Source organism: Thalassotalea ganghwensis (assembly GCF_053485795.1).
The window spans coordinates 132,820-159,340 of the sequence record NZ_JBQRUM010000010.1; the positions used below are offsets into that span (position 1 = coordinate 132,820).

Annotated in this window: 24 protein-coding genes; 15 read left to right on the plus strand and 9 right to left on the minus strand. The window is 41.1% G+C overall.

Going from position 1 to position 26,521, the window contains the following annotated elements:
* Positions 1–2 precede the first annotated feature (2 nt).
* The 5 genes from dnaB to rpmE form a co-directional block, all read right to left on the minus strand.
* Positions 3–1,421, minus strand: coding sequence for a replicative DNA helicase (gene dnaB / locus ACSLUH_RS11935; RefSeq protein ID WP_448567245.1), 1,419 nt, complete (start codon positions 1,419–1,421; stop codon positions 3–5).
* Between the two features lie 249 nt (positions 1,422–1,670).
* Positions 1,671–2,627, minus strand: a complete 957-nt coding sequence (locus ACSLUH_RS11940) for a DUF4097 family beta strand repeat-containing protein (RefSeq protein ID WP_448567247.1) — start codon at positions 2,625–2,627, stop codon at positions 1,671–1,673.
* Positions 2,628–2,642: 15 nt separating this feature from the next.
* Positions 2,643–3,149 carry a hypothetical protein gene (locus ACSLUH_RS11945; protein WP_448567249.1) on the minus strand — a complete coding sequence of 169 codons (507 nt, stop codon included), beginning with the start codon at positions 3,147–3,149 and terminating at the stop codon, positions 2,643–2,645.
* Positions 3,150–3,151: 2 nt separating this feature from the next.
* The gene (locus ACSLUH_RS11950; protein ID WP_448567251.1) at positions 3,152–3,709 is read right to left on the minus strand and encodes an RNA polymerase sigma factor; all 558 of its coding nucleotides are present in this window, start codon (positions 3,707–3,709) and stop codon (positions 3,152–3,154) included.
* 202 nt (positions 3,710–3,911) lie between these two features.
* The gene (gene rpmE / locus ACSLUH_RS11955; RefSeq protein ID WP_448567253.1) at positions 3,912–4,124 is read right to left on the minus strand and encodes a 50S ribosomal protein L31; all 213 of its coding nucleotides are present in this window, start codon (positions 4,122–4,124) and stop codon (positions 3,912–3,914) included.
* Positions 4,125–4,374: 250 nt separating this feature from the next.
* On the opposite strand from rpmE, the gene priA reads away from it, so the two are divergent.
* From priA to hslU, 4 genes are all read left to right on the plus strand, one after another.
* The gene (priA, locus tag ACSLUH_RS11960) at positions 4,375–6,585 is read left to right on the plus strand and encodes a primosomal protein N' (protein ID WP_448567255.1); all 2,211 of its coding nucleotides are present in this window, start codon (positions 4,375–4,377) and stop codon (positions 6,583–6,585) included.
* Positions 6,586–7,071: 486 nt separating this feature from the next.
* Complete coding sequence (locus ACSLUH_RS11965; protein ID WP_448567257.1) at positions 7,072–7,632, plus strand: SPOR domain-containing protein; 561 nt, start codon at positions 7,072–7,074, stop codon at positions 7,630–7,632.
* Positions 7,633–7,720: 88 nt separating this feature from the next.
* Positions 7,721–8,239, plus strand: coding sequence for an ATP-dependent protease subunit HslV (gene hslV / locus ACSLUH_RS11970; protein WP_448567259.1), 519 nt, complete (start codon positions 7,721–7,723; stop codon positions 8,237–8,239).
* 23 nt (positions 8,240–8,262) lie between these two features.
* Entirely contained in the window at positions 8,263–9,591 is a 1,329-nt protein-coding gene (gene hslU, locus ACSLUH_RS11975; RefSeq protein ID WP_448567261.1) for an ATP-dependent protease ATPase subunit HslU, read from the plus strand.
* 66 nt (positions 9,592–9,657) lie between these two features.
* Here hslU and ACSLUH_RS11980 read toward each other — a convergent pair whose 3' ends face one another.
* Positions 9,658–11,517: a methyl-accepting chemotaxis protein gene (locus tag ACSLUH_RS11980; protein WP_448567263.1), complete on the minus strand. Its 1,860-nt coding sequence runs from the start codon at positions 11,515–11,517 to the stop codon at positions 9,658–9,660.
* Positions 11,518–11,812: 295 nt separating this feature from the next.
* Between ACSLUH_RS11980 and rraA the strand changes: the two genes are divergently transcribed.
* Positions 11,813–12,298, plus strand: coding sequence for a ribonuclease E activity regulator RraA (gene rraA, locus ACSLUH_RS11985; RefSeq protein WP_448567265.1), 486 nt, complete (start codon positions 11,813–11,815; stop codon positions 12,296–12,298).
* A gap of 80 nt (positions 12,299–12,378) precedes the next feature.
* On the opposite strand, the gene ACSLUH_RS11990 is transcribed toward rraA, so the two are convergent.
* Together ACSLUH_RS11990 and hutI are read right to left on the minus strand one after the other, a co-directional pair.
* On the minus strand, positions 12,379–14,502 hold the full coding sequence (locus tag ACSLUH_RS11990; RefSeq protein WP_448567267.1) for an EAL domain-containing protein: 2,124 nt from the start codon (positions 14,500–14,502) through the stop codon (positions 12,379–12,381).
* Between the two features lie 178 nt (positions 14,503–14,680).
* The gene (gene hutI / locus ACSLUH_RS11995; protein ID WP_448567269.1) at positions 14,681–15,913 is read right to left on the minus strand and encodes an imidazolonepropionase; all 1,233 of its coding nucleotides are present in this window, start codon (positions 15,911–15,913) and stop codon (positions 14,681–14,683) included.
* Between the two features lie 140 nt (positions 15,914–16,053).
* Here hutI and hutC point away from each other — a divergent pair, with 140 nt between their 5' ends.
* The 8 genes from hutC (at position 16,054) to ACSLUH_RS12035 (ending at position 23,903) form a co-directional block, all read left to right on the plus strand.
* Positions 16,054–16,764, plus strand: a complete 711-nt coding sequence (gene hutC, locus ACSLUH_RS12000; protein ID WP_448567271.1) for a histidine utilization transcriptional repressor HutC — start codon at positions 16,054–16,056, stop codon at positions 16,762–16,764.
* A 15-nt stretch (positions 16,765–16,779) separates the two neighbouring features.
* On the plus strand, positions 16,780–18,282 hold the full coding sequence (hutH, locus tag ACSLUH_RS12005; protein ID WP_448567273.1) for a histidine ammonia-lyase: 1,503 nt from the start codon (positions 16,780–16,782) through the stop codon (positions 18,280–18,282).
* 12 nt (positions 18,283–18,294) lie between these two features.
* Positions 18,295–20,295, plus strand: coding sequence for a urocanate hydratase (gene hutU / locus ACSLUH_RS12010; RefSeq protein WP_448567275.1), 2,001 nt, complete (start codon positions 18,295–18,297; stop codon positions 20,293–20,295).
* Between the two features lie 247 nt (positions 20,296–20,542).
* Positions 20,543–21,256: a helix-turn-helix domain-containing protein gene (locus tag ACSLUH_RS12015; RefSeq protein ID WP_448567277.1), complete on the plus strand. Its 714-nt coding sequence runs from the start codon at positions 20,543–20,545 to the stop codon at positions 21,254–21,256.
* Between the two features lie 65 nt (positions 21,257–21,321).
* The gene (locus tag ACSLUH_RS12020; protein ID WP_448567279.1) at positions 21,322–21,525 is read left to right on the plus strand and encodes a hypothetical protein; all 204 of its coding nucleotides are present in this window, start codon (positions 21,322–21,324) and stop codon (positions 21,523–21,525) included.
* A gap of 40 nt (positions 21,526–21,565) precedes the next feature.
* Positions 21,566–22,027, plus strand: coding sequence for an NfeD family protein (locus ACSLUH_RS12025; RefSeq protein WP_448567281.1), 462 nt, complete (start codon positions 21,566–21,568; stop codon positions 22,025–22,027).
* A 23-nt stretch (positions 22,028–22,050) separates the two neighbouring features.
* Complete coding sequence (locus ACSLUH_RS12030; protein ID WP_448567283.1) at positions 22,051–22,971, plus strand: SPFH domain-containing protein; 921 nt, start codon at positions 22,051–22,053, stop codon at positions 22,969–22,971.
* The gene (locus ACSLUH_RS12035; RefSeq protein WP_448567285.1) at positions 22,968–23,903 is read left to right on the plus strand and encodes an SPFH domain-containing protein; all 936 of its coding nucleotides are present in this window, start codon (positions 22,968–22,970) and stop codon (positions 23,901–23,903) included. Before ACSLUH_RS12030 ends, ACSLUH_RS12035 begins: the two co-directional genes overlap by 4 nt.
* A gap of 210 nt (positions 23,904–24,113) precedes the next feature.
* On the opposite strand, the gene ACSLUH_RS12040 is transcribed toward ACSLUH_RS12035, so the two are convergent.
* The gene (locus tag ACSLUH_RS12040) at positions 24,114–25,085 is read right to left on the minus strand and encodes an integron integrase (protein ID WP_448567287.1); all 972 of its coding nucleotides are present in this window, start codon (positions 25,083–25,085) and stop codon (positions 24,114–24,116) included.
* Between the two features lie 243 nt (positions 25,086–25,328).
* On the opposite strand from ACSLUH_RS12040, the gene ACSLUH_RS12045 reads away from it, so the two are divergent.
* Both ACSLUH_RS12045 and ACSLUH_RS12050 read left to right on the plus strand, forming a co-directional pair.
* On the plus strand, positions 25,329–25,781 hold the full coding sequence (locus ACSLUH_RS12045) for a DUF6985 domain-containing protein (protein ID WP_448567289.1): 453 nt from the start codon (positions 25,329–25,331) through the stop codon (positions 25,779–25,781).
* Between the two features lie 123 nt (positions 25,782–25,904).
* Positions 25,905–26,414 carry an HNH endonuclease gene (locus ACSLUH_RS12050; RefSeq protein WP_448567291.1) on the plus strand — a complete coding sequence of 170 codons (510 nt, stop codon included), beginning with the start codon at positions 25,905–25,907 and terminating at the stop codon, positions 26,412–26,414.
* Positions 26,415–26,521: the final 107 nt, after the last annotated feature.

Consider the following 26,521-nt stretch of genomic DNA (forward strand, 5'->3'; position numbering starts at 1 on the left):
AACTAGTCTTCATCTAATACATGAGAGCCGGCATAATTATCAAATCGCGAGTACTGCCCTTGGAATGTTAATGGTACACGACCAATAGGACCGTTACGCTGCTTACCAATAATAATTTCAGCCATCCCTTTATATTCGGAATCATCATGATAAACCTCATCACGATAGATAAACATAATCAAATCGGCATCCTGCTCTATCGAACCTGATTCACGCAAATCAGAGTTTACTGGTCTTTTATCTGCTCGCTGCTCCAAACTACGGTTTAACTGCGACAAGGCAACGACAGGCACTTCAAGTTCTTTGGCAAGCGCCTTTAAACTGCGCGATATTTCGGCAATTTCCAAGGTTCGATTATCCGCAAATTGTGGCGCTCTCATCAACTGCAAGTAGTCAATCATAATTAAACTTATACCGCCATTGTCTCGCGCGATACGTCTGGCTCTAGAACGAACTTCGGTTGGAGTTAGACCGGCTGCATCATCAATATACATCTTACCTTTTTCAATCAGTAATCCCATCGTTGATGATAACCGAGCCCAATCTTCATCACCCAATTGTCCGGTTCTTATCTTGGTTTGATCAATGCGCCCTAACGAGGCTAGCATCCTCATCATGATCTGCTCTGAAGGCATCTCTAAACTGAAAATAAGCGCCGGTTTATCTTCTGTCATCGCCGCATTTTCTGCCAAGTTCATCGCAAACGTGGTTTTACCCATTGATGGACGGGCAGCAACAATTATTAAATCACTGGGCTGAAGGCCGGCGGTCATCTTATCTAGATCAGCGAACCCTGTAGAAACTCCGGTTACACCATCATGCGGTTGTTGGTAGAGTTTCTCAATTCTATCAACGGTTTTTTCTAGTACCGAATGAATATTTTCGGGCCCTTCTGACTTATTAGCTCGTTGCTCTGCTATTTGAAACACCTTAGTTTCAGCAAAATCAAGTAAGTCAGCACTGCTTCGCCCCTGAGTGTCGTAACCTGCGTCAGCAATTTCATTAGCCACACTGATCATTTCTCTCGTTACCGCTCGTTCCCGAACAATTTCTGCATAAGCGGTAATGTTCGCTGCACTTGGCGTGTTTTTCATCATCTCAGCTAAATAAACAAATCCGCCTGCATCATCTAGCTTTTGATCATTCTCTAGTGCTTCAGAAAGCGTAATTAAATCAACGGGTTCACCTAACTCAATCAAGGCGCCAATGGTTTCATAAACGAGTCGATGAGAACGAGAGTAGAAATCTTGTGCAACCACTTTTTCACTAACACGATCCCATGCTTCATTATCCAATAACAAACCACCGAGTACCGATTGTTCAGCTTCCAGTGAATGTGGAGGAACTTTTAAGTCGTCTACTTGTTGGTCTCTAGTGAATTTTGATCGCTTTTCAAACTTAGCAGGCTTTGCATCCGCCATTTATACACCTATAAAGTGATACACATAGTGCGCGTTATACGTTGATTGGAAGAGGACTAATGTAGCAGAATTTGATTAAATGCAAAAGGAAATGCGCAATGAAAAAGTATGCAAAGAGGTTCCCGCTAACGATAAAGGTAGATTATAATCGTTAGCGGGGTTCAGAGAACTATTTAACCTCAGGTTTAGATAGGAAACATCGTGTTTCGACAAATATCCTTGCGTTTTGACCGTTATTTTCGCCTAAGTTTATTTAGTATCAACTCGAATTGTGCCACTGACGGTATTCGCTTTCACTGACGCTTTTCCGCTGCCAGTAACGAAACTTAACTTTTCACTTGGAACATACTTGGCATGCTCTGCTTTATCACTAGTAATACGATTAACAATATCGCCACCAGCGTTAGTTTTTAATCGAAAGCTTGCTTCAATACCTGATTGAAAGTGCATGTCAAAATCACCACTAACGCTCGATAACTTAACCGTGCCATTTTCATTTAAATGCAACTGAGCTTTAGTTTCCCCACTAACGGCGCTTACCGTTAGCTCATCAACTTTTTGCAATGCTAAAGAAACATCACCACTAACCACTTCAATGACAACTTCCTCTGCTGCACTTGTTGATTCAATTTCACCACTAACGGCGTTTAGTTCAATACGACCACTGGAGTTTTTATCAATGATATCCCCACTCACTGCCGCGGCGATTAACTTACCATGTATATCTTGGGTATGGATGTTTCCACTGACCGAGTTGACTTCAACAATTGTTTTGAGGTTATCAAGTTTGATTTCACCACTTACCGTTCGGATCTCGGCTCCATTGAGTAAATTGGACGCCGAAATATCGCTAGAAATACCACTAAAAGAAACCTTAAGTTGACTAGGTACTGAAATTGTCAGGTCTGAACCTTTTTCATTGCTCATTCCGCGCCAATTGCCTTGATGTTCAGGCATTTCAACTTTGACAATAATCGTTGAGCCATCATGTTCAAAAGTTAAGCCTTCAGCTTTCTCGTCCAACTCTCCTTGGATTGTTACTTCATCCCCTGAGCCACCAACAACACTCACTTGCCCTCTTTGATTCTCTATCGTTATCGAACTAGCACTTTCAAGCGCCAATGTTTTGTTAACCTTTTCACCAGCAACGGCTGAAACTGAACAGAGCAAAGTGCCCACCATAGTTGATACTATAAAATTACGCATACTCACCTCGATTACTTAAATACTTTGCCACTTAGGACTATAAATTGTTTGCAATAACGATAACTCTTGTTGCTGCGTCCAGCGTAATAAATTGAGTAAGTCACTATTATTAGGATCTTTTTCTAGAGATTTAGCCAACGCAGCGCGCGCTTTAGCAAGCTCTTCAAACTGTTTTTCTAACTCTGGAGTGAGTGGCGTATTAACCTCTTGACCATAGCTGGTTAGTAAAAGCTGTTTGGTTTTTTCGAAGTCTTGCTCCATTTTGACCGCGAGCGTAGGAGACTGGTTATCACCCACTGGGTTAGAATTAATCACTCCCCAGGTTAACAATACCGCGGCAACAACTGACGCTGCCCAGGCAACCCCTGGAAATGAAGTGGCTTTATTAGTGGTATCGCGCTGATGTTGCTGGCGAGCAAGCGCTTTTTCGATACCTGGCCATAAATCTCTACTAGGACTCATTTCTTTATCGAGTTGCTGAACTTGCTGATCTAATGCTTGCTCTGAAATATGTTCTTTCATCTCTAAACCCACTCTCTTAACAAACTACGTGCACGATGATATTGAGCTTTACTTGAACCAACCGCCATTCCTAACATGTTAGCAATCTCTTCATGGCGATAACCTTCTACGGCAAAAAGTACAAATACTAATCTTGCTCGTTCTGGTAAGCGCATAATGTGCTTATCGAGATCCGATAATTCGTGGACATCAGTTTTAGTTTCTTCAATGCTTACGCCTTGTTCTTCAATACTAAAAACCCGTTGCAGCCAATTTTTTTGTTTTCTTAAATGACCAAGTACGATATTCGTTGCGACGCTGTGCAACCAAGTAGAAAACTTACTTTCTCCACGAAAATCGCAAATTTTTTGCCAAAGCTGAACAAACACTTCCTGACAAACGTCTTCTGCGCTGTCTTTATCAGCAAGCATTCGCCAGCACAGTGCATAAATCCGCTTATGGTAACTTTGATATAAATGATAAAAAGCGTTTTGATCGCCACCTTTAGCAAGCGTGATCCATTGCTGCTCGCTGTCTTCGGCAAATCGGCGTTGCGCGTTTATCACACTAACGTTATCCAAAATGTTCTCTCTTTAAGCAATGTTTAAAAGGTTAGATGTAGTATCCCTAAAAAGGGTTTAAATAAAAGAAAAAGTTTTTTCTTTATCTGTAAATATATGAGTAGTAAAGCGGCAGGAATTAGTGAATGGGTAGACGTTAGTAAATTTTGGACAATAAAAAAGCGCTATAATAAGCGCTTTTTTATCTAGGTATAAAATAGACTTATTTTTTACCAAGAGCACCAAAACGCTTGTTGAACTTGTCAACACGACCACCAGTTTCAGCAGCTTTTTGCTTACCAGTGTAGAATGGGTGACATTCTGAACATACGTCTAAGTGAATATCTTTTGCGCGCGTAGAGCGAGTTACAATCACGTTACCACAAGAACAAGTTGCCTTGATCTCAGTGTAATTAGGGTGAATACCTTCTTTCATGGGTTACCTCTAAATAGGCCGTATCGCCACTTAGTCTTTGCTAAGCACCATACGAAGTAAAATTAATGGGGGCGCATAATAAATGATCCCCTAAAAGATCGCAAGCAAAGTTAATGATGAAAGATGAAAAAATAACCGCAAAATAAAAATTTCGAAATGATTAACTTGGTTTTGCTGATCATTCCAGTCAAAATAGCAACTTATTTAGCTAGATAATCATAAACAATCAATAGGTGGCTGTATTTCTATCATGGTGCGGGAATTATATATACAGGTCGCAATACCAGTTCCGATGAGGCAGATATTCACCTACTTACTCCCTGCTGGTATCGACGAAAACCTCCTTACTTCAGGGCAACGAGTCACCGTACCTTTTTCACACCGAACCGTAGTTGGGGTTATTCTATCAATCACCAATGTGCTGCCTGAGAACGTCGATAAAAATAAAATAAAAGCCATTATATCTGTCGATACATCTGGGAGCCGACTACCTGATGATCTCGTTAAGCTATTAAAAACAGCAGCAAATTATTATCAACACCCTATTGGCGAAGTTTTTCAAATAGCGCTTCCGGTATTACTACGCCAACTTCAAGCCACCGAACTTCCTGCTATCACCAAATGGTTTGCCTTAAAAGCGGATCAAGATTCCACTTTAGAGCAACTGGCAAAAAAAGCTCCCAAGCAGTTACAGCTTTATCAGCAACTAGACCTAGATCACGGCATCACTTGGTGCGAACTTCGTGCATTGGGCTATAGCAAGCAACAATTGAACAGTCTGGCTAAAAAACGGTTAGCGCAAGAAAAGGAAAGTAAAAGCCAACCATACCTTTGGAGTCATGGGCTCAACGAGCGAGACAAACACAACTTGTCAACAGAGCAGGCGATCATTGTCTCAGCAATCAATCAGACATTAGGACAATTTGCTTGTCATTTGATCGATGGCGTCACTGGAAGTGGTAAGACAGAAGTTTATTTACAAGCAATGGAATCGGCGTTGCTCAATAACCAGCAAGTATTAGTGTTGGTGCCAGAGATTGGTTTAACTCCGCAAACATTGCAACGCTTCGAGCAGCGCTTTAACGTGCCAATTTTTCTTCATCACTCAGGGCTTAACGATAAAGAAAGGTTGCTAACTTGGCAGCAATCCAATGATGGACAAGCCGCGATAGTTATTGGTACGCGTTCTGCAATTTTTTCTCCGCTGCAAAAGCTTGCCTTAATCGTCGTAGATGAAGAGCATGATGCTTCATTTAAACAGCAAGATAGTTTTCGTTATAATGCGCGAGATGTTGCAATACTACGAGCTAGGCAGCTAAATATACCTATTGTCCTTGGCTCAGCAACACCAAGTTTTGAAAGTTTGCATAATGCTAAGGTAGGAAAGTACCATTACCATCAACTTAAAAAGCGAGCAGGTAACAGTGTCAAATCGTCGATATCACTTATCGACACCAGTACGTTAAAGCTCAATCAAGGTTTATCGAAGCCACTAATAGATGCTATCGCTACAACGCTAAAGCGAAATGAACAAGTCCTTGTTTTTCTTAATAGACGAGGTTTTGCACCAGCAATTAATTGTCAGGAATGTCATTGGCTTGCGCATTGCCAGCGCTGCAATAGACCTTATACCTTTCACAAACAGCAAGGTTTACTGATTTGTCATCATTGTGCAGGTCAAAAACGGGTTCCACCACAATGTCCTGATTGTGGCAGTATACGTGTAACACCGTTAGGGCAAGGTACAGAACAAATAGAGCAAGTTGTTCAACAATTATTTCCGCAATACTCTGTGGTGAGAATAGATAGGGATACCACAAGACGTAAAGGAGAGTTATCCAAAGTTTTAACTCAAGTAAGCAATAAAGAGCATCATATTTTGGTTGGCACGCAAATGCTCGCTAAAGGTCATCACTTTCCTGATGTTACTTTAGTTGTCATGTTAGATATCGATGGTGCGTTATTTAGTTATGATTACCGTGCAAGCGAACACATGGCCCAACTACTGACGCAAGTTGCTGGTCGAGCAGGAAGGGCGAGTAAACCTGGTAAAGTGTTAGTGCAAACACAATATCCTCAACACCCATTACTACAAGACTTAGTCCACAATGGCTATCAGCACTTTGCTTCTCAGGCAATGTTAGAGAGGCAGTACGCCCATTTACCTCCTTATGGTTTTCAAGCGTTGTTTCGCGCAGAGGCAAATTTCCCGTCGTATCCAGAGCATTTTCTTCGCGCTATCAGTCAGGGTCTACCTTCAAGTTGTGATTTTGCCGGACCTATGCCTGCGCCGGCAGAAAAACGTGCGGGTAAATATCGATTTCATCTCCTGTTACAAGCTAAGCAACGCTCTGACCTTCATCAGGCAATTCAAATCGTATTGCAACATATTCCGAAAAACGAATGGCATAATAAGGTGAGGTGGTCATTAGACATTGATCCGATTGACCTTAGTTGGTAGAGCGTGTTGAACTCTCATGTTTAATTTTTGTTCGAGTTAACTGTGTTTTGACCACGGCGCAAGGAGTGTAGCATAGTTATTCTATGTTAAATTCTTGTACGGCTTTCGCGCCTTGCTCACGCTAAGTACCTACGTCCTGTAGGCACAGCTTCCGCGTCCTGCTCACGCTAAGTACCTACGTCCTGTAGGCAACAAAGAGCAAAGCACATTTAAACGAATCCATAGGACAGCGTTTAAACGCCATTTCTACTGTGTTATCGTCAATTCGAATAGAATAACTATGAAACATTGACTCTGTCTTGTATAAATGGCGTCTAAATCGCTGCAAAAACAAACAGTAAAGTTCAACACGCTCTAGTCAAACAAAGTCTACTTTTACCTTGCCTAGAAAATTAAACCTAAAGCCGTAGCATTTTTTTTTGTTATCGTTACAATGCAAGCATTATGACGACACCCAATTATTAGTTAATAAGTGATTTAAACTTCATGGCTCATCAAGACTATGTCTCGCGCAAAGCAAATAAAAAGCACAACCCTTATAAGGCCAAAAACGAGCCCAGCTCGCCTGTGCTTTCGCTTAAATTAAAAGCCGTCATCACTATTACGTTATGCGCTATTTTGGCTTTTGCTTACGGATTATGGAAACTTAACGACAAGAGTGAACAAGGAGTTCAACCATCGCAAGCCGAAAATAAAACCGTAACAACGGCCACTAAGACTCAATTACCTGAACCACCGAAAGAAAAGTGGGAATACCTAGAGCAGCTTAAAACGAAAGAGGTCGAAGAAGGCCAATACGAAGTTGAAACAAAAGGCCCCTATAAATTGCAATGTGGCTCGTTTAAAACGATGAAGCAAGCCGAAGTGCTTAAAGCAAACATTGCGTTCGCCGGTTTAGAATCAAGTATTAAAGTAGTCCAAGGCACTAGCTCAACTTGGCACCAAGTCTACTTGGGCCCTTATTCTCGTAAGCGTGCAGCCGAAAAAGATAAACACAGATTACGCAGTAATCGAATCAACTATTGCCAAATCTTATTGTGGAAATAACAACACCACCCTTGAAAAAGGCAGAATCCCCCCTATCTAGTTAACATTAGCATGATATCGACACGTCGATAAACATTAGAGGTTAATAGTGACTACGATAGTATCAGTAAGACGCAACGGTAAAGTTGCAATCGGTGGCGATGGCCAAGTTTCTCTGGGTAATACCGTGATGAAAGGTAATGCTCGTAAAGTTCGTCGCCTATATCATGACAAGGTATTAGCTGGATTTGCCGGTGGTACAGCGGATGCGTTTACCTTATTTGAACGTTTTGAAAGTAAGCTTGAGCAACATCAAGGTAACCTAACCAAGGCAGCAGTTGAACTCGCCAAAGATTGGCGCAGTGATCGCGCGTTACGTAAGCTCGAAGCTTTATTGGCCGTGGCCGATGAAACGGCTTCATTTATCATCACCGGCAACGGTGATGTTGTTCAGCCAGAACATGACCTTATCGCGATAGGTAGTGGTGGTAATTTTGCCCAAGCGGCAGCGACTGCCCTGCTTGAAAATACCGAACTGAGTGCAAAAGAAATTGTTGAAAAGTCACTCAAAATAGCCGGTGATATTTGTGTTTTCACTAATCACACCCATGTTATTGACGAACTATAAGCACCAACAATAAGGAAACAACCATGTCGAATATGACTCCTCGTGAAATCGTTCATGAACTTGATAGCCACATTGTTGGTCAAAGTAATGCTAAGCGAGCTGTAGCCATTGCATTAAGAAACCGCTGGCGTCGTATGCAACTCAATGATGAGCTGCGTGCAGAAGTAACACCAAAAAATATTCTAATGATTGGCCCAACAGGGGTTGGTAAAACAGAAATCGCTCGCCGACTTGCAAAGCTGGCAAACGCGCCTTTTATAAAAGTTGAAGCAACAAAATTCACCGAAGTGGGTTATGTTGGTAAAGAGGTAGAAACCATTATTCGTGATCTAACGGATATGGCGATTAAAATGACGAAAGAGCAAGAGATGGCGCGTGTAAAACATCTTGCTGAAGAGGCAGCAGAAGAGCGCATCTTGGATATTTTATTACCGCCAGCTAGAACAACTTTTGGTGAAGAGCAGCCTTCAGAAAACACCACCACGCGCCAAGTCTTTAGAAAAAAACTGCGTGAAGGACAACTCGATGATAAGGAAATCGAGGTTGATTTAGCCGCTCCTCAGGTAGGGGTAGAAATCATGGCACCTCCTGGTATGGAAGATATGACGTCACAATTACAGAATATGTTCCAAAGTTTATCAAATGATAAAACCAGTAAACGAAAACTGAAAATAAAAGATGCCTTTAAAGCCTTGCAAGAAGAAGAGGCGAGCAAAATTGTCAACAACGAAGATGTCAAAATAAAGGCGCTTGAAGCGGTCGAACAAAACGGAATCGTTTTTATTGATGAAATCGATAAAATTTGTAAACGCGGAGACACCTCAGGCCCTGATGTCTCCCGTGAAGGCGTACAGCGAGACTTGCTGCCATTAGTCGAAGGTTCTACCGTTAGCACTAAGCATGGCATGGTAAAAACTGATCACATTTTATTTATCGCATCGGGTGCTTTCCAAATGGCAAAACCTTCGGATTTAATTCCAGAGTTACAAGGGCGTTTACCGATTCGTGTCGAGCTACAAGCACTAACGACAGAAGATTTTGTTCGCATACTCACCGAGCCTAATGCTTCGTTAACTGAACAATACATCGCGTTAATGGCAACCGAAGGTGTTGAATTACGTTTTAGTGATGACGGCATTAAAGCCATCGCTAATGCGGCCTGGCGTGTCAATGAAACTACCGAAAACATCGGTGCTCGTCGACTGCATACGATGATGGAACGATTAATCGAAGAAATCTCGTTCACCGCCAATGATCGCAGTGGTGAAACGGTCACGATAGATGAGTCTTTTGTCAACAGCACGCTTAGTGAAGTCGTTCAAGACGAAGATCTTTCGCGCTTTATTTTATAAAAAAGTAAGCCCATAAAAAAGAGCGCAATGGCTTTCAAACCATCGCGCTCTTTTTATTGTAACCCGCTAAACTTTAAACTGATTAACTTCTTTATTTAACACGTCAGCTTGCTGTGCTAGCTCTTCGCTCATCTGCGAATTTTGCTCAGCAGAACGTCCAGCCTCTTCGGCAACGTCACGAATAAGCACGACATGTTCATTAACTTCTGAAGCAACGTTACTTTGTTGCTGAATAGCCGCTGCAATTGCGGTATTCATTTCCATAATCGTGGAGACATCTTGGGTTATTTCCTCTAACATTGCTCCAGCAGTCGCTGCTTGATCAGCACTTTCCTGACCTTGAGTACGGCAACCTGCCATGTGAGAGACAATTTCTTTAGTACGAGATTGCAATGAACTGATGATACCTTCAATTTCTTGGGTGGAATCTTGCGTACGACTGGCTAAGGTTCTTACTTCATCAGCAACAACCGCGAAGCCTCGCCCTTGCTCACCAGCGCGAGCCGCTTCAATCGCTGCATTAAGCGCTAATAGATTCGTTTGTTCAGCAATACCTCGAATAACATCGAGTACTGAGCCTATGGTGTCTGAGTCTTTTGCTAACTCTTGGACAACATGCTCAGATTCCAACAACCGATTTGATAAATTATCGATTTGACTAATGGTTGCATCAACACCGTCTTTACCTCGAATCGCGTTTTGATTGGTTGTATTAGCTTTATCTGCTGCGGCATGGGTATTACTGGCAATTTCATTAACGGTTGCAACCATTTCTGTCACCGCTGTCGCAACCATATCGGTTTGCTGAATTTGAGAATCAACGCCTTCATTGGCTTTGTGAATATTGGCAGATAAATTTTGCGTAGCAATATTAACCGTATCAACTGACTGATTAACCTCAACGATCAGGTTTCTAAAGCTAGTGATCATGCTATTAAATACTTTTGCCATTTCTGCAAGTTCGTCTTTACCACTGTCATCAACGCGAATCGATAAATCTTTGCTTGTCGAAACCTCATTCATTGTCAAACGCAGCTTGTTAACCCCCTGCAAAATACTGCGGCTCATATAAACTGCAAATGTGATAGAAATAATTAACACCAGCGTGAAAATAATATATGACGCGCGATGAACAAAATTACCATGGGCTATAACCGCTTCTCTGCTCGATTTAAGTAAACTATCAAGTACCTTATCTACTTGATGAATGGTAGCACGCATATCTCCTAAAAGGCCTTGATCTGATGCAAAACCGAATTCTCGTTGAGCATTAACTAACTCACCAAATGCTGATGCATAAATATTAATATTGGTGATAACATTGGTTTTAATTTGGTCATTTAAATCACTTGCCTTGACATCTTCGATAAAGTTAGCCGAATTATCTTGCCACTTTTGCCAATATTTATCGTCTAAACGCAACATAAAATCTTTTTCATTACGACGTAGCTGCAACATATTACTGAGTAACTGGTAATCGTTATCACCCAGCTGCTCTTCTACCGCATGAACGGCACTGCGCAGCTTACCGTATAAGCCATCTTTGGGGTGCAAACCAATGAGCTTTTGTTTTTCTACCAACATAGAAAAACTCTTTTCATAATCGGCAACCACTTTACGCATCGTTTTTAGATCACTTGCCTGAGGCTCCAAACCACCGAATATTTGCTGCAACTCGGTGACTTCTTTTAACAGCACTTGATAGTTGCTCTCAAATTTGTCGTGATATTTAGGATCTTTACGGGCGATAAAATCCTTTTCATTTCGCCTAAGCTGAAGCACTTGTGATTCAATACTACCGATTAAGCGAGCAACTTGGGTGTCACCTTGCAATGAACTAACCGAATAACTGAGCAAGCCAAGCATTAATAACAACGCAACGACTAAAATCGATGTATTGGCTATCAGCTTGTGTTTAATTAACATATTACAATCCTTAAAGTTTTAGACATAACACAGCACCTTAGAAGTATAGTCACTATTGACTGAATATCTAAAAAATCTTCAATGTTTTACTTAGGGATAATGCTGCATCGCTTTTTTTGGCAGCACTTTGAGATGATTAACAAAAATAATAACTTGCATTTATCGGCGCAACTTAGCAAAGCTTTATAGATTAATTAACGGGTAAAACCTCTCTGGTCGTAGAAAAGTTTTAATTCAATAACTAACAGGTTATACTCAGCTACAGTTTAATACATTGATAAAAAGTAGGGTTTAAATGGAATACAATACCTCAGAGTTATGTAATATTTACGCCGACTCAGTAGACGTCGTCGAACCTATTTTTTGTAATTATGGCGGCAGAAGTTCTTTTGGTGGCCAAGTCGTCACGATAAAGTGCTTCGAAAATAATGGTCTCATTACCCAACTTGCTGAAACAGATGGCACAGGCAAAGTGATGGTGATTGATGGTGGCGGCTCGACACGTCGCGCATTGATCGATGGCTACATCGCCCAAGCCGCAGCACAAAATGGCTGGGAAGGTATTGTATGTTACGGTAGCGTCAGAGACGTCGACGTGCTTGAAGAAATAGAGCTAGGCATTCAAGCATTAGTGTCAATTCCCGTGGGTGCTCCAGATGAAAACGTCGGTGAAACCGATATTGCCGTCAATTTTGGTGGTGTGTCGTTTTTACCCGATGATCATATTTATGTCGACAATACCGGGATTATCTTATCTCCTGACCCACTGGATATCGACTAAGCAAACTCCGCAATACAAACTCATTAATATTAAACGTGATGTCACCAGACAGTCGGGGTAGCGACTGTCTTAAGTGAACACTACTCAATAATATTGTCCTTACCTTCAAGTGCCTTAAGAAACCATTGCGATGTCCAATTTTCGGCATCTTCAATCGGAATATTTTTAGCGATAAGCTGACCTTGTCCAATATCGCCCCCAATATTGGTATAAGTGTTTTTAATTTCACTATTATCAATCCCCGTCGCGATTAATGGCAATTTCATTTTACGGATCAAGTTAATAAGTGCATTAATAATGGTTTTTTCTGAGGTACTACCCTCTAATGAGCCAATGAGATGACTACAGTCGATCTTGACATAATCAATCGACATTCTGCGTAAGTACCTAAGCGCCTCATAACTCCCAGAAAATTTATTAATTGCCACTTTAGCACCAATCGCTTTGAGCTGAGCAATAATCCGCTTGGTTTTGTCACTTGCTTCAAAAACTAAATGTTCATCTATTTCAACAACGAGATAACGTATTGGCGCGTCATGCTTATCAATTGTTTTTTCGATAAAATCAACTAAATCATGCTCTAACACATCTTTGCTAGACAAGTTAATACAAATTTGAACGGCAAAGTTATCCTTATGTAAGACATTGATCAATTGGCACGCCTGTTCTATTAGCTGACAGGTCAAGCGGTAAATTTCACCACTGTATTCGGCCACCTGAATAAATTCTTGGTTGTTCAGTCGGTTTTGCTCCTGAAAGCGCCAATTAGATACCACCTCAAAACCAATAAGTTGATTTTTAATAAATGACACTTGTGGTTTTATATTCCAAGTGAGTTTCCCGCCAACGATATCCTGTTTTAGTGCTTCCATTTGACGCAATCTTTGCTCTGTATATAAAGCAGACGATTGTTGATAATAATGGATGGCAACTTCGCTATGCTCTCCTGACAACAACGCATCCCCAGCACAAGATATCGTTTGTTCTATACGAGTATGTTCGCTGCTAATAGCTACGCCAAAGTGCAGTTCAAAATTCAGCGAAAAGCTTTTAAAACTCATAGCATTAGGCACAGATTTTTTTAATTTCTGACATAACTGCTCAATTAAAATCGTTTCAGGGTGTGTGCTTGCCGAGGTATCTAACGCTACCATAAAATCTAAGCCTTGCAGCCGAGCAATTTTGACGGGCATTTCGCCATGATGAAAGTTAATTAACATTGGGTCTTCTGCAATCGATTTTTGCAAGCTATAAGCAAACTGCAATAGTAATATATCAGAATTATGATGACCTAAAACTCGGTTAACCTGCGCAAAATTTACGGGTTTAAAAACAATAATCGCTAAAGCGTTTTGCTGATTAGGTAGTGCTCGTTTCAACGCAGATAACGCTTGATTGTAGCCCGGCAGGTTAGTTATCGGATCAAATCCACTATTAATCTCATTATGTTTAGTCGCAGCAATTGCCCTATCTGATTCTTGCTGATAATTCACTAAGCCTCGTTGACTTAAACGCCAGCAGTAATTAATCATGTACAATAAATAAACGACAACGATAGCTACGATTAAGATACTGTCGGACACTGAGGCCGTTAACCACAAATAATTGACGACAGCAAAGCCAGTAACCACTACCCAGATTAAGCTTTCATGGAAAACTTTTATCAAAGCTTGTCGTTGGAGGAACCACATCAATACAGCAACCAAAATTAGGTTTACCACATTATATGCTAACCATATCAGGTGCATATTTAAGGTATTAGCCATTATCACCAGCCCGATAAATGTGAGATATAATCCACCCGTTAAAATCGCGGTTAGTGATTGAGATTTATTAGTGACCCTTTCAATTAACGTTCCAAAGGTCAGCGCACAAACCAGTGTGGCAGCACTGATAAGCAAAATCGTTTGTTGAAACTCGGATGAATAATTGAGTGCATATAAATAATTCAAGATCGAAGCGGAAATGATGAAAGGGTATCTTAAGCGCATACCCGTTATCGGTTTTAATAAAGCAAAGATGACAAGCACTGGTAGCGTCATACCAAGCACAAAGCTAAAGTATTGGTCAATAAACAAGCGATGAACAGCGGTACTCGTTAAACTTTGAGCAACGCTTGGTGAAGCGATAAAAAAACTAAACAAGCCGAAAAGCCATGTGGCACAACCACGAGGAGCCCACACTTTGATTTGACAACTATCCATATACAGCCTAATACTTCACCAAGATTAATGATTAAGATTAATCAACAATTAAACGCTTGTACAGTAAGCCTGATCAGATAGGTCAACTTATCTCGTATCTGACATTTTGTAATCAATTTATTTTCGGTCAATAAACATGAGTTTGCCCATCGGTTAGTGCGATTAAAAAGCCCTGCCCTTATATGGCTTTACTCCCTTGGTGATATAACGCCACTAAAGGATTAACACCAAATTGATAACATAGCTCTGCAGGTTGAGAAATATCCCACAAAGCAATATCAGCATCAAAACCGACCTGCAATTGCCCTTTCTGATCGGCTAGCCCTAACGCTTTTGCTGCATGGCGAGTAACACCTGATAACGCTTCTGCAGGCGTTAGTCGAAATAACGTACATGCCATGTTTAACATAAGCTGAATTGAGTTGAGCGGTGAAGAGCCTGGATTGGCATCGGTTGCAATCGCCAAAGGCACTCGGTATTTTCTCAATAACTCAATTGGCGGTAATTGAGTTTCGCGTAAAAAGTAATATGCACCGGGTAATAATACGGCACACATTCCCGCATTGGCCATGGCCTCTACGCCAGCTTCATCCAAGTATTCAACATGATCAGATGATAACGCTTGATGTTTAGCGGCTAACGCACTGCCACCTAAATTGGATAGCTGTTCAGCGTGCACTTTGATCGCTAATTGCTGCTTTTTAGCCGCAACAAACACTTGTTCAGTTTCCTCTAAAGAAAAGCCGATACCCTCACAGAAAACATCAACAGCATCTGCAAGCTGCATTGATGCCACTTTAGGTATCATCTCGTTGCACACCATCTCAATATAAGCTTGGCTATTTTCTTTATACTCAGCAGGCAAGGCATGAGCTCCTAAGAAGGTCCGCGAAACAGTTATCGGCATTGCTGTTGCTAACTGCCCTGCAACTTTTAGCATTTTAATTTCGTTATCCGTATCTAGGCCATAACCTGATTTGATCTCAATTGTGGTTACACCTTGTTCATGCAAAGCCTTAAGCCGTTTTAACGCACTATTAAATAGGTCCATTTCGCTAGCTGAGCGTGTTGCTGCCACGGTAGAAAGTATACCGCCTCCTGCTTTCGCGATTTCTTCATAGCTTTTTCCCATCAGGCGCATTTCAAACTCATTAGCACGATTGCCACCATAGATAATATGGGTATGGCAATCAATTAGGCCGGGTGTTAACCATTTACCTTGTCCATCAACAACGTCAACAACAGTTGGGTCATACTCAGGTAAGTCACTAGCTGCACCTAACCAGGCTATTTTTCCTTGTGCTATTGCCAAAGCGCCGTTTTCTATCACGCCATATGAATTATCGCTTGATGACATCGTCGCCAAGTTAACGTTAACGAAAAGAGTTTGCCATTGTTCCGATGAATGCATTTTAACTTTGCCCGAGTAAATAAAATAACTGTAGTCAAAATAACAAATTTTTCAACAGTTGTATATACAACTGTTGACCTTTAGCAATGTTCATGAGATTGTATATACAACTTAAGACGACAATGATTGAACCTTCTTAGATGAGCACAAAGAAAGCCAGTAAATTTACCATCATTAAACAATATATCGTTGATAATATTGAATCAGGTCAATGGTTAGAAAATACTAAAGTTCCTTCTGAAAACGAACTTGCAGAGCTTTTTTCGGTAAGTCGTATGACTGCTCGACGAGCGCTGCAAGAGCTCACAGAACAAGGGATTTTGGTGCGAGCCCAAGGTGCAGGAACCTTTGTTGCCTCTTTAAAATCACAATCATCTCTCCTTGAAATTCGTAATATCGCTGACGAAATTAAAGAGCGAGGGCATCTGCATCATGCTATTCAGATACAACTCGAAAAAACAGCAGTAGATGAAAAACTTGCGATATTGTTGGGGATAAAGCCTAATCAAGACGTCTATTATTCTGAATTACTTCACTTTGAAAATAACGAACCGATTCAGTTAGAACAACGGTACGTTAATAGTAAGCTCGTTCCTGACTACTTAAAGCAAAACTTCGCTCAAATTACCCCACATGAGTACCTGTCTCAAGAGGCACCGCTTACCGAAGCAACTCACGAAGTTGAAGCTATACTTGCCAGTAATGAAATCTGCCAATTATTAGAAATAGAAACCAAACAACCATGCTTACAAGTTAAACGACGCACTTGGTCAAGCCAAGGAATAGTTAGCTTAGCAATATTGACGGCGCCAGGTAATAAATACCGCCTCGGTAGCCATTTAGTTTTTTAAAGTAGGAGCGTTAAGATGACGTTTAAATATGGTATTGACCACCTTGATTTAGATAAGGTGAACGCTATCGCTAGTGGAGCGATGAAAGCTGAACTGTGCCAAGAAGCCATTGATAAGATAAACACAAGTCGCCAAAGAGTAGAAAAAATGGCGGCTTCAGACAAAGCAGTTTACGGCATAAATACGGGTTTTGGTCCTTTATGTGATACGCAAATCACCCCCAAAGAAACCAACCTCTTACAGAAAAACTTACTGATCACTCATGCAGTAGGGGTTGGCGAGCCTATCGCAAAAGACATTTCAAAGTTAATGCTGATCACCAAAGTGCATGCATTAAGCCAAGGCTTCTCAGGCATTCGCTTAGAAACCGTCGAAAGAATGTTAACCTTTATTGAGTTAGACCTAATTCCTGTTGTTCCCGAACAAGGCTCTGTAGGTGCATCAGGCGATTTAGCACCATTATCACATCTATTCTTACCCCTGCTAGGCGAAGGTGAATTCTGGCAGGGTAAAGAAACCGTGGCGGCCTCACAGGCACTAAAGCAACATGGCTTAGCGCCCATGGAGCTTCAAGCTAAAGAAGGCCTCGCGCTTATCAATGGCACACAGTTTATACTATCTCACGCAATCACCGGCTTAAGCAAAATGCGTTACTTACTCGACTTAGCCGATCTTGCTGGTGCAATGAGTATTGAAGGTATGCAAGGCAGCAGCTCGCCATTTAAAGAAGCACTGCATGCCACACGCCCATTCGCAGGCTGCATTGAAGTGGCTTCACGCATGAGAAAGTTTTTTGAAGGTTCAGAAAATATGTCATCTCATATTAACTGCGACCGCGTACAAGACCCTTACTCATTAAGGTGTATACCGCAAGTTCACGGCGCCTCTCGCAACGCCTACAATCATTTAAAAGAGCTTGCTGAAATTGAAATGAACTCAGTTACCGATAACCCCATTATTATCAGTGATGAGGAAGCCATCTCAGGAGGCAGCTTTCATGGTCAACCATTAGCAATGGTGCTCGACTATGCTTCTATTGCAGTGGCAGAGTTGGGTAATATTTCCGATCGCCGTTGTTACCTCTTGTTAGAAGGCTTACATGGTTTACCGCGTTTACTAACGACCTCAGGTGGCTTGAACTCAGGGATGATGATCCCTCAATATGCAACCGCAGCGTTAGTGACAGAAAATAAATCGTTATGTTTCCCTCCGTCTGCTGACAGTGTGCCAACTTCAATGGGGCAAGAAGATCATGTCTCAATGGGCAGCATATCCAGTCGCAAGTTTAATCAAATATTGGGTAACTTAGAAAAAATTCTCGCCATTGAGTTGATGTATGCAGCGCAAGCCATTGATTTTAGACGACCTAATAAATGTTCAGATGTTATTGAACATAACTTTCAAGTAATTCGCGCCAAAGTAGCAAAACTTGAAGAAGATCGCCTGTTAAAACCTGATATTGATGCCATGATTAACATGGTTAAATCACAGGCATTTACCGTTGACTTTGACAATTAAGGGGAGCGACCAATGACGTTTCAAGCAATGATAAAACAAGGGATCCCAAACGAATTGCCAGCAGCGAAGCCTTACCCTGCGGATGCAAACCGTGCCCCGAAACGCAAAGATATTCTCTCAATTGAAGAAAAACAATTAGCCGTAAGAAATGCGTTAAGATATTTTCCTAAAGAATGGCATCAAGAGCTCGCCAATGAATTTGCCCAAGAGCTAAAAGATTTTGGCCGTATTTACATGTACCGCTTTAAGCCAAACTATGACTTGAAAGCGAGATCTATTAACGATTATCCAGCAAGATGCCAGCAAGCAGCTGCCATCATGTTAATGATTGATAACAACCTAGATCCTGCGGTTGCGCAACATCCGGAAGAATTAATCACCTACGGTGGTAACGGTGCTGTTTTTCAAAATTGGGCACAATATTTACTGGCAATGAAGTACCTCAGTGAAATGGAGAGCGATCAAACCTTACATATTTACTCAGGACATCCTATGGGATTGTTTCCATCGAGCGAGGATGCACCTCGTGTCGTTGTCACTAACGGCATGATGATCCCTAACTACTCTCAGCCAGATGACTGGGAAAAGTTCAATGCACTTGGCGTAACTCAATACGGTCAAATGACGGCGGGCTCTTTTATGTATATAGGTCCTCAGGGGATTGTTCATGGTACCACCATTACGGTAATGAATGCCTTTAGAAAGGTACTTAACAAAGGAGAATCACCGAAAGGTAAGATATTCCTAACTGCAGGACTTGGTGGTATGAGTGGCGCTCAACCTAAAGCTGGTAATATCGCCAACTGCATTACCGTTTGTGCCGAAGTCAATCCCAAGGCAGCGACCAAACGTCATCAACAAGGTTGGGTTGATGAGCTAATTGATAACATGGATGAACTCATTACTCGTGTTAAAACTGCACAAGCAAATGAAGAAGTGGTTTCAATAGCCTTTATCGGCAACGTTGTTGATGTCTGGGAAACGTTTTATCAGCACGATATTTTTGTTCACTTAGGCTCAGACCAAACATCTCTGCATAACCCATGGTCTGGCGGTTATTATCCCGTAGATATTAGCTACGAAGAATCAAATCGTTTGATCAGAGAAGAGCCCGAAGTTTTTAAAGAAAAAGTTCAATCGACCCTTCGACGCCATGCAGAGTCGGTTAACAAGCACGCTGCCCGTGGCACCTATTTCTTTGATTATGGGAATGCTTTTCTTCTTGAAGCCTCACGCGCCGGTGGTGATGTCATGGCCGAAAATGGTATTGACTTTAAGTACCCTTCATATGTCCAAGATATATTAGGGCCGATGTGTTTTGATTATGGTTTTGGTCCATTCCGTTGGGTTTGTACTTCCGGAAACCCTGAGGATTTAGATAAAACCGACGCGATTGCTGCGCGAGTTTTAAATAAAATCATGTCAGAATCTCCCGAAGAAATCCAACAACAGATGCAAGATAACATCACTTGGATTAATGATGCTAAGCAAAACAAATTGGTCGTCGGATCGCAAGCTCGCATTCTTTATGCTGATGCCCAAGGACGAATGGAGATCGCTAAAGCATTTAATGATGCAATCAACGCAGGCGAAATAGGACAGGTAGTTTTAGGGCGAGATCATCACGATGTCAGTGGCACGGACTCTCCATTTAGAGAGACTTCAAACATTTATGATGGCAGTCGCTTTACTGCTGATATGGCCATTCACAATGTCATCGGCGATAGCTTTAGAGGCGCTACTTGGGTATCTATTCACAATGGCGGTGGCGTTGGCTGGGGAGAAGTTATCAATGGTGGTTTTGGAATGCTACTCGATGGTTCAGCATCCGCAGAACGCCGATTAAAGTCGATGCTATTATTTGATGTAAATAATGGTATTGCTAGACGCAGCTGGGCGCGAAATGAAGAAGCCATTTTTGCGATAAAGCGTGAGATGGAGCGCACACCAAAACTGAAGGTGACGCTTGCTAATTTAGTCGATGACAACCTTTTAGATAATTTACCTCTGTAAATAGTAAATTGAAAAAAGCTGACGAAAGTCGGCTTTTTTTTGAAATAGAGGTGACCAACAACAGTATTTGCTAAACTTCACTAGCCGTTAGCCATGCTATTCGACTAGATGACCAAACACGCTACTTCCCAGATAGGATAAGGCTTGGCATGTGTCTGTCATAAGAATGACGTAACAAATTTATCGCATATTTGTGGTAACCTAAGCATATTTCCAACCGAAGTATGAATGAATCATTGGAGTCCTTGTGCAGTTTTCGCCTAATAATTTATCACCAGAGCGCATTAAAAAGTTTAGAACCGATAAAGGTTGGTCACAGGAAGTGTTAGCAAAAGCTTCTGGGCTAAGCCTTAGAACAGTTCAAAGAGCTGAAAAAAATGGCAATAGCTCTGCAGAAACACAATTGGCGTTAGCAGCGGCATTCGACATCTCTCCCAAAGCTCTATTCATTGCTTCATCTAACCCAGATGTTAATTGGAAAAGGAAGAATATTATGCAAAGTTTTATCGCATTAGTGATCATGAGCGCCGCCATCGCGATGCTATTTATGTTAGGTGGTGAATTTCGTATGTTTGCTGATTGGGCAAGCGCACTGTTTTTACTATTAATGATGTATTCGGGTACCGCTATCGCGTTTGGCACTCATGGTCTAGTTAAGTCGTTATCAGGGCTTTCTTATTTATTTGCCAATGATATTGCACACTCGCCAGCAACAGAGTATTTATCTACGATTTATCAAAAACAAATCACCTTTTTATATGGTGGAGCCTTCATTGGCGTGCTCATTGGTGTCATTGCTATTAACAGTAACTTGCCACAAATAGATGATAAATATGGCCTAAGTGCAGCTTATGCCGTTTGCCTTATTGTCTTACTATATGCAGCAATTCTTGCTGAAGTTATCTTCCGTCCATTAGCAACCAAACTTGCCAGCACAGATTTGATTGAACGATTTTCTTAGTTAATAAACTTATTATTCTTAGCAAAAGCAAGCTTGACATATTATGTCAAGCTTGCTAATTTCATTTGTCATTAACCACACTTTTATCATGGATAGTGATGTTGACGAATAAAAATAAAGACAATAAGAAATGGAACGCTGCCATGTTAATTGCTATCGGTTGTGGGCTGGCAATCGGCAGTGGTTCAGGAAGCGCAGCTGCTGGCATTGCTGTCGGCATCGCACTCGGTGTGGCGCTGAGTCAGCGCAGCCAAAAGAATCAACGCTAAGCTCAATTTGCCTTAAAACGACGCTTAACCTTAAGGAGCAATGATGGACTTACTCTTAGCCTACCAAACCTGGTTGATAGCCGCTGCTATCTTAGGAATTTTAGAAATTGTTATCCCTGGTGGAATCCTGTTGAACCTTGCTATTGCTTCTATCATTGTCGCATTAGGGGTTCATCAACAATGGTTAGACACTTGGGTAATCGCATTAACCACTTGGTTTATCTGCGCCAGCGTTCTATTATTTTTGCTGTATTTTGTCACCGAGCAGCTATTCCCAGGTGATAAAACCATTGATAATACCGATGAAGACCTAGATATTTTTGGTCAGCAAGTTGAGGTGACCGAAGATATAGGGCCAGGAACACATGCTGGTCGGGTACACTTCCAAGGAGCAAGTTGGTCAGCCTTAGGTGACGGTTCTCAAATCCCCAAAGGCGCTTTCGTCACAGTGGTGTGCAAAGATAATATATCGTTAATCGTAGAACCAATCCCTAAACAATAATCAGCATTACAAGGAGTGATTTTGTGCTAGCAACTTTTACGTTTATTTTTCTCGGGCTTCTTTTTATTATTTTGAAGCTCGTACTTATCGTCCCAATGCGCGAAGTTTGTGTAATAGAGCGCTTGGGGAAATTCCGCCAAGTTATGCAACCAGGGCTTCATTTTCTGATACCTTTCATTGATCGTGTTGCTTATCGACATGAGATACGAGAACAAGTATTGGATATTCCATCACAAAGTTGTATTTCAAAAGATAATATCCAAATTGACGTTGATGGGCTTGTCTATATAAAAGTAATGGACGGCGCTAAGGCCAGTTATGGTATTGAAGACTATCGTCGCGCGAGTATTAATTTAGCACAAACGACAATGCGCTCTGAAATTGGCAAACTTGATTTAAGCCAAACGTTTTCCGAACGAGATACGCTAAATGAAATTATCGTTAGAGAAATAGATAAAGCGTCCGATCCTTGGGGAATAAAGGTACTTCGCTATGAAGTAAGAAATATTACCCCATCAGCCAATGTGATTCACACCTTAGAAAAACAAATGGAAGCTGAGCGAGAAAAAAGAGCTGAAATAACCCTCGCGCAAGCCGAAAAAGAATCAACGATTAATTTATCTGAAGGTGAACGCCAAGAGGCCATTAATTTGTCTGAAGGTGACAAACAGCGCCAAATTAATGAAGCACATGGCAAAGCGCGAGAAATTGAAATTATCACGCAAGCTACCGCCCAAGGGATGAATATTATTGCTGAGGCTGCATCCGCTCCTGGTGGTGACAAAGCGATTAAAATGAGACTTATGGAGCAATTTATTAAGCAAACGGGTGATATTTTAGATTCTGCAGATATCTCGGTAATGCCGACAGAAGTTGCCAAGCTTGAAGGTTTCTTTAAAGGCATGGAAAACGTCACTGAACAAATAAAAGGAGGCCAAGCATGAACTTAATATCTGCACAACCAATGGATATCGCCGTGTTAGTAATTTGGGGGATTATATTTCTCTATCTTGCGTTTAAGTTTATTCAAGCAATTTGTTTAGTCCCAACGCAATCAGCATATGTTGTTGAACGTCTTGGCAAGTATCGCTGTACATTAGAAGCAGGGTTTCATTTGTTGTTACCTTTTATAGACCGCGTTGCATTTATTCAAGATCTCAAAGAAGAAACCATTGATGTGCCACCACAGCTTTGTTTCTCTATGGATGAAGTTAATGTTGAAGTTGATGGCGTGATCTATTTACAAGTCATTGATCCGATAAAAGCAAGCTACGGTATCACCGACTATCGATTTGCAGCAATGCAACTTGCACAAACAACAACGCGTTCAGTCATCGGGACGCTCGAGTTGGACCGCACCTTCGAAGAGCGCGATATTATCAGTGCAAAGGTTGTTGAAGTGCTTGATAAGGTTGGTGCAGCTTGGGGGGTTCGTGTTCATCGCTATGAAATAAAAAATATTTCACCACCAGAAACCGTTAAGAATGCGATGGAAATGCAAGTCAACGCCGAGCGCGAAAGACGCGCTATTTTGGCGAAGAGCTTAGGTGATAAGGCAAGCCGTATCAATCGCTCTGAAGGTCTAATGCGCGAAATGATCAATATTTCTGAAGGTGAGAAGCAGCGAAGAATAAATTCCGCAGAAGGTAAAGCAGAGGAAATTCTGGCCATAGCCAAAGCTACTGGCGAATCGATAAAAATAGTTGCTCAAGCCATAGAGCAACCGGGTGGTGAACAAGCGCTTAATATGCAACTCACCGAGCAATACCTAGACAAATTGAAAGGCTTAAATAAGCAAACACGGAAAGTTATCCTTCCCAATAATTTGTTAGATTATCAGCAGTGGTTAGCCAGCGTTGGTTTAGAAAGCAAATAACAATTTCTAGAGCTGTGGTATAGCGCCACAGCTCTAATAAAACCTGCTTTAATGTGTAGTAGCTCATATCTGATCTTACAGCTCAGGCGGATAGGCTTAGACTTCATCTGACAGACAGCTAGGAACAACGGACGGTCACGATACTTCTGACTTTTATTTATATTTCTTCACAGCAGACATTCAGCAAACTCACTTCTGCCCCAAAACAAACTAGAAAATTTTGCTCAAAGGGCTAACAACACCGTTTGCGCCTTGCTGTAAAACATGAGTATAAATCTGAGTAGTTTTAACGTCTGAATGACCTAACTGAGCTTGCACAGTTCTTATATCCGCCCCACTTTGTAACAAGTGTGTAGCAAAAGAATGGCGAAAGGTATGAGGCGTTATAAGCTTCGTAATATTAGTCTGCTTAAGTGCCTTTTTTACCGCCTTTCTAACACAAGTATGATGAAAATGATGACGTCGTATCTCGCCTGTCTCTGGATCGCCGCTTAATTTATAAGATGGGAATAAATATTGCCAAGCCAGTGACTTGTTCGCCGATGGATATTTACGAGCTAATGCGTTTGGCATCCAAACACCTGCATATTTCTCATTCTGTAAATCCAATTCTAGATACTCTTCCACCTGCATAATTTGATTCCTAAGTAATGGGATCAACTCAGTAGCTAGTGTAACAATTCTATGCTTATTGCCTTTTCCATTCCAGACTTGAATACATTTATAGTCAAAATCAATGTCCTTTGCCCTAAGTTGCACAGCTTCCATAACCCTCAAACCACTACCGTACATTAACCCTGCAATTAGGTAATATCGTTTGGATAAATGACTCATCAGTTGTTTTACTTCATCTGGTGTCATCACCACGGGTAATTTGGGCTGTTTTTTAGACCGAACAAAATCCAAATTTAAAGAAAGTTCATTTTTAATGATGTGTTTGTATAGAAAGACTAATGCATTCAATGCAGTTGCTTGAGTCCGAGGTGATACATTACCTTTGAGGACTATATGATCCAGATAAGATGTCACCTCATTATTTCCCATTGACGCAGGATGACGTTTATCGTGAAAATGAATATAAGAACTCATCCATTTTAAATAGGTTTCAACGGTTCTAAGAGAATAATGCCGACTTAACATGTAATCCGCAATAGAGTTCAAAAACGGCGAACGTGTTTTCATAAAAAACCCTTTCAAGATTGCTGTATATAAATACAGTTATAGTGAAGTTTCCCCCATATTCAAGAAAATGCGCAAATTGCGCATTTTTATCTTTTTCAAGAAATTAACAGCATATTATTTTTAATAATGCTGGCAACTAGTTATCAACTTTGTTAAAAATAACCCATTCAGAAAAGTGCGCGATTACAAATCAGAAATATGCGCGATTTGCGCACTATTAAATTGTTATAAATCTAGGTAAATATGGAAGTAGCCGACAAAATAATTAATCAATTAGAATTAACGGGACACGACTTAGAGGGTAAAATATCTTTCCCTGTTTTCGGTGAAAGTGTTTTGTTTACTATAGGATTATCTGGTTCAGGTGAAATAGAGCAGTCGCATAGAGATTCTATCAACTGGCTTTACAATAATATCGAACTTAAGTTCCCTAAAATTGAGGAAGCAATTTTCCAATATTACCAGAGAGTCTTACCCGATTATCATCTTGGTTTAGGGGAGTATGCTAACAAGCTAATGCCAAAATTATCCCTACCTAATGAAGTGTGGAACCATGTCACTGAACCGGGAGTGTTCATTTTTCCCGAAGATGAAGGTGGAGAAATTCATTTAGAATATGAGTGTACCTTCGATGTAGAACATGGTTTGAGAGTGGTAATTAAAAACGGAAAAATATTAAGAGTTGGCTTAGAGTAATCGATTTATAACAAGGCCATAATGGCAATTGGACGCAAAATGCTTGGCTTGCGCTCATTCTTCGCTAAGTTTAGCCAAGCATTTGTGCGCCCCATATGGCGGCGTTATGTGCCAAGGAGAATCATGGCCCGGAGTAAATCTGATATTTCTAACAGTGCAATCAGAATCTTTTTGCAAGATGTTGGAAAATACTACGATGAAGCTAGAGGATTTGAGCCTTTTGGCCCAAAGGTGAAGCAGAAAGAAGAGTTATTAGAATTCTTTAATCATGCATGTTGCTTTTGTGGTGTAGAAATCACTCGTAAATCACTGTCTCAAGATCACTTAATCCCAATGAACAAAACAGCTTTAGGTCTTCATGCCTGGGGTAATGTAGTTCCATGCTGTCAATCTTGTAATAATGAAAAACAACAAAAACCATGGCAGCAGTTTATTATTTCAAAAGCAGGTGCTGACGCACCTGCGAGAGAGAAGAAAATCAATGATTTTGTCGCTTCAAAAAATTATGATCCAAGTCTCAACTTACACGAATTTGCTGACAACCTTTATGAAGATGTGGGGCAAGTAGCAATGACGTTAATAAATTTACGCTATAAACAAGCCCAAGAAGGAATTAAGAAACTAATTGGGTAAAGGCACATAACAAGAGACTATGGCGTCAATAGCTAATTTTACACTTTTGGCGCTTCCCACATCACACCATCTCTGAGCATCGAATTTAGTATGACCACCATCTTTCT

What these genes read in the sequence shown, in the direction of transcription:
- dnaB (WP_448567245.1), bottom strand. Translation starts at nt 1,421, where the DNA reads ATGGCGGATGCAAAGCCTGCTAAGTTTGAAAAGCGATCAAAATTCACT.
- ACSLUH_RS11940 (WP_448567247.1), bottom strand. Translation starts at nt 2,627, where the DNA reads ATGCGTAATTTTATAGTATCAACTATGGTGGGCACTTTGCTCTGTTCA.
- ACSLUH_RS11945 (WP_448567249.1), bottom strand. Translation starts at nt 3,149, where the DNA reads ATGAAAGAACATATTTCAGAGCAAGCATTAGATCAGCAAGTTCAGCAA.
- rpmE (WP_448567253.1), bottom strand. Translation starts at nt 4,124, where the DNA reads ATGAAAGAAGGTATTCACCCTAATTACACTGAGATCAAGGCAACTTGT.
- priA (WP_448567255.1), top strand. Translation starts at nt 4,375, where the DNA reads ATGGTGCGGGAATTATATATACAGGTCGCAATACCAGTTCCGATGAGG.
- ACSLUH_RS11965 (WP_448567257.1), top strand. Translation starts at nt 7,072, where the DNA reads ATGGCTCATCAAGACTATGTCTCGCGCAAAGCAAATAAAAAGCACAAC.
- hslU (WP_448567261.1), top strand. Translation starts at nt 8,263, where the DNA reads ATGTCGAATATGACTCCTCGTGAAATCGTTCATGAACTTGATAGCCAC.
- ACSLUH_RS11980 (WP_448567263.1), bottom strand. Translation starts at nt 11,517, where the DNA reads ATGTTAATTAAACACAAGCTGATAGCCAATACATCGATTTTAGTCGTT.
- rraA (WP_448567265.1), top strand. Translation starts at nt 11,813, where the DNA reads ATGGAATACAATACCTCAGAGTTATGTAATATTTACGCCGACTCAGTA.
- ACSLUH_RS11990 (WP_448567267.1), bottom strand. Translation starts at nt 14,502, where the DNA reads ATGGATAGTTGTCAAATCAAAGTGTGGGCTCCTCGTGGTTGTGCCACA.
- hutI (WP_448567269.1), bottom strand. Translation starts at nt 15,913, where the DNA reads ATGCATTCATCGGAACAATGGCAAACTCTTTTCGTTAACGTTAACTTG.
- hutC (WP_448567271.1), top strand. Translation starts at nt 16,054, where the DNA reads ATGAGCACAAAGAAAGCCAGTAAATTTACCATCATTAAACAATATATC.
- hutH (WP_448567273.1), top strand. Translation starts at nt 16,780, where the DNA reads ATGACGTTTAAATATGGTATTGACCACCTTGATTTAGATAAGGTGAAC.
- hutU (WP_448567275.1), top strand. Translation starts at nt 18,295, where the DNA reads ATGACGTTTCAAGCAATGATAAAACAAGGGATCCCAAACGAATTGCCA.
- ACSLUH_RS12025 (WP_448567281.1), top strand. Translation starts at nt 21,566, where the DNA reads ATGATGGACTTACTCTTAGCCTACCAAACCTGGTTGATAGCCGCTGCT.
- ACSLUH_RS12035 (WP_448567285.1), top strand. Translation starts at nt 22,968, where the DNA reads ATGAACTTAATATCTGCACAACCAATGGATATCGCCGTGTTAGTAATT.
- ACSLUH_RS12040 (WP_448567287.1), bottom strand. Translation starts at nt 25,085, where the DNA reads ATGAAAACACGTTCGCCGTTTTTGAACTCTATTGCGGATTACATGTTA.
- ACSLUH_RS12045 (WP_448567289.1), top strand. Translation starts at nt 25,329, where the DNA reads ATGGAAGTAGCCGACAAAATAATTAATCAATTAGAATTAACGGGACAC.
- ACSLUH_RS12050 (WP_448567291.1), top strand. Translation starts at nt 25,905, where the DNA reads ATGGCCCGGAGTAAATCTGATATTTCTAACAGTGCAATCAGAATCTTT.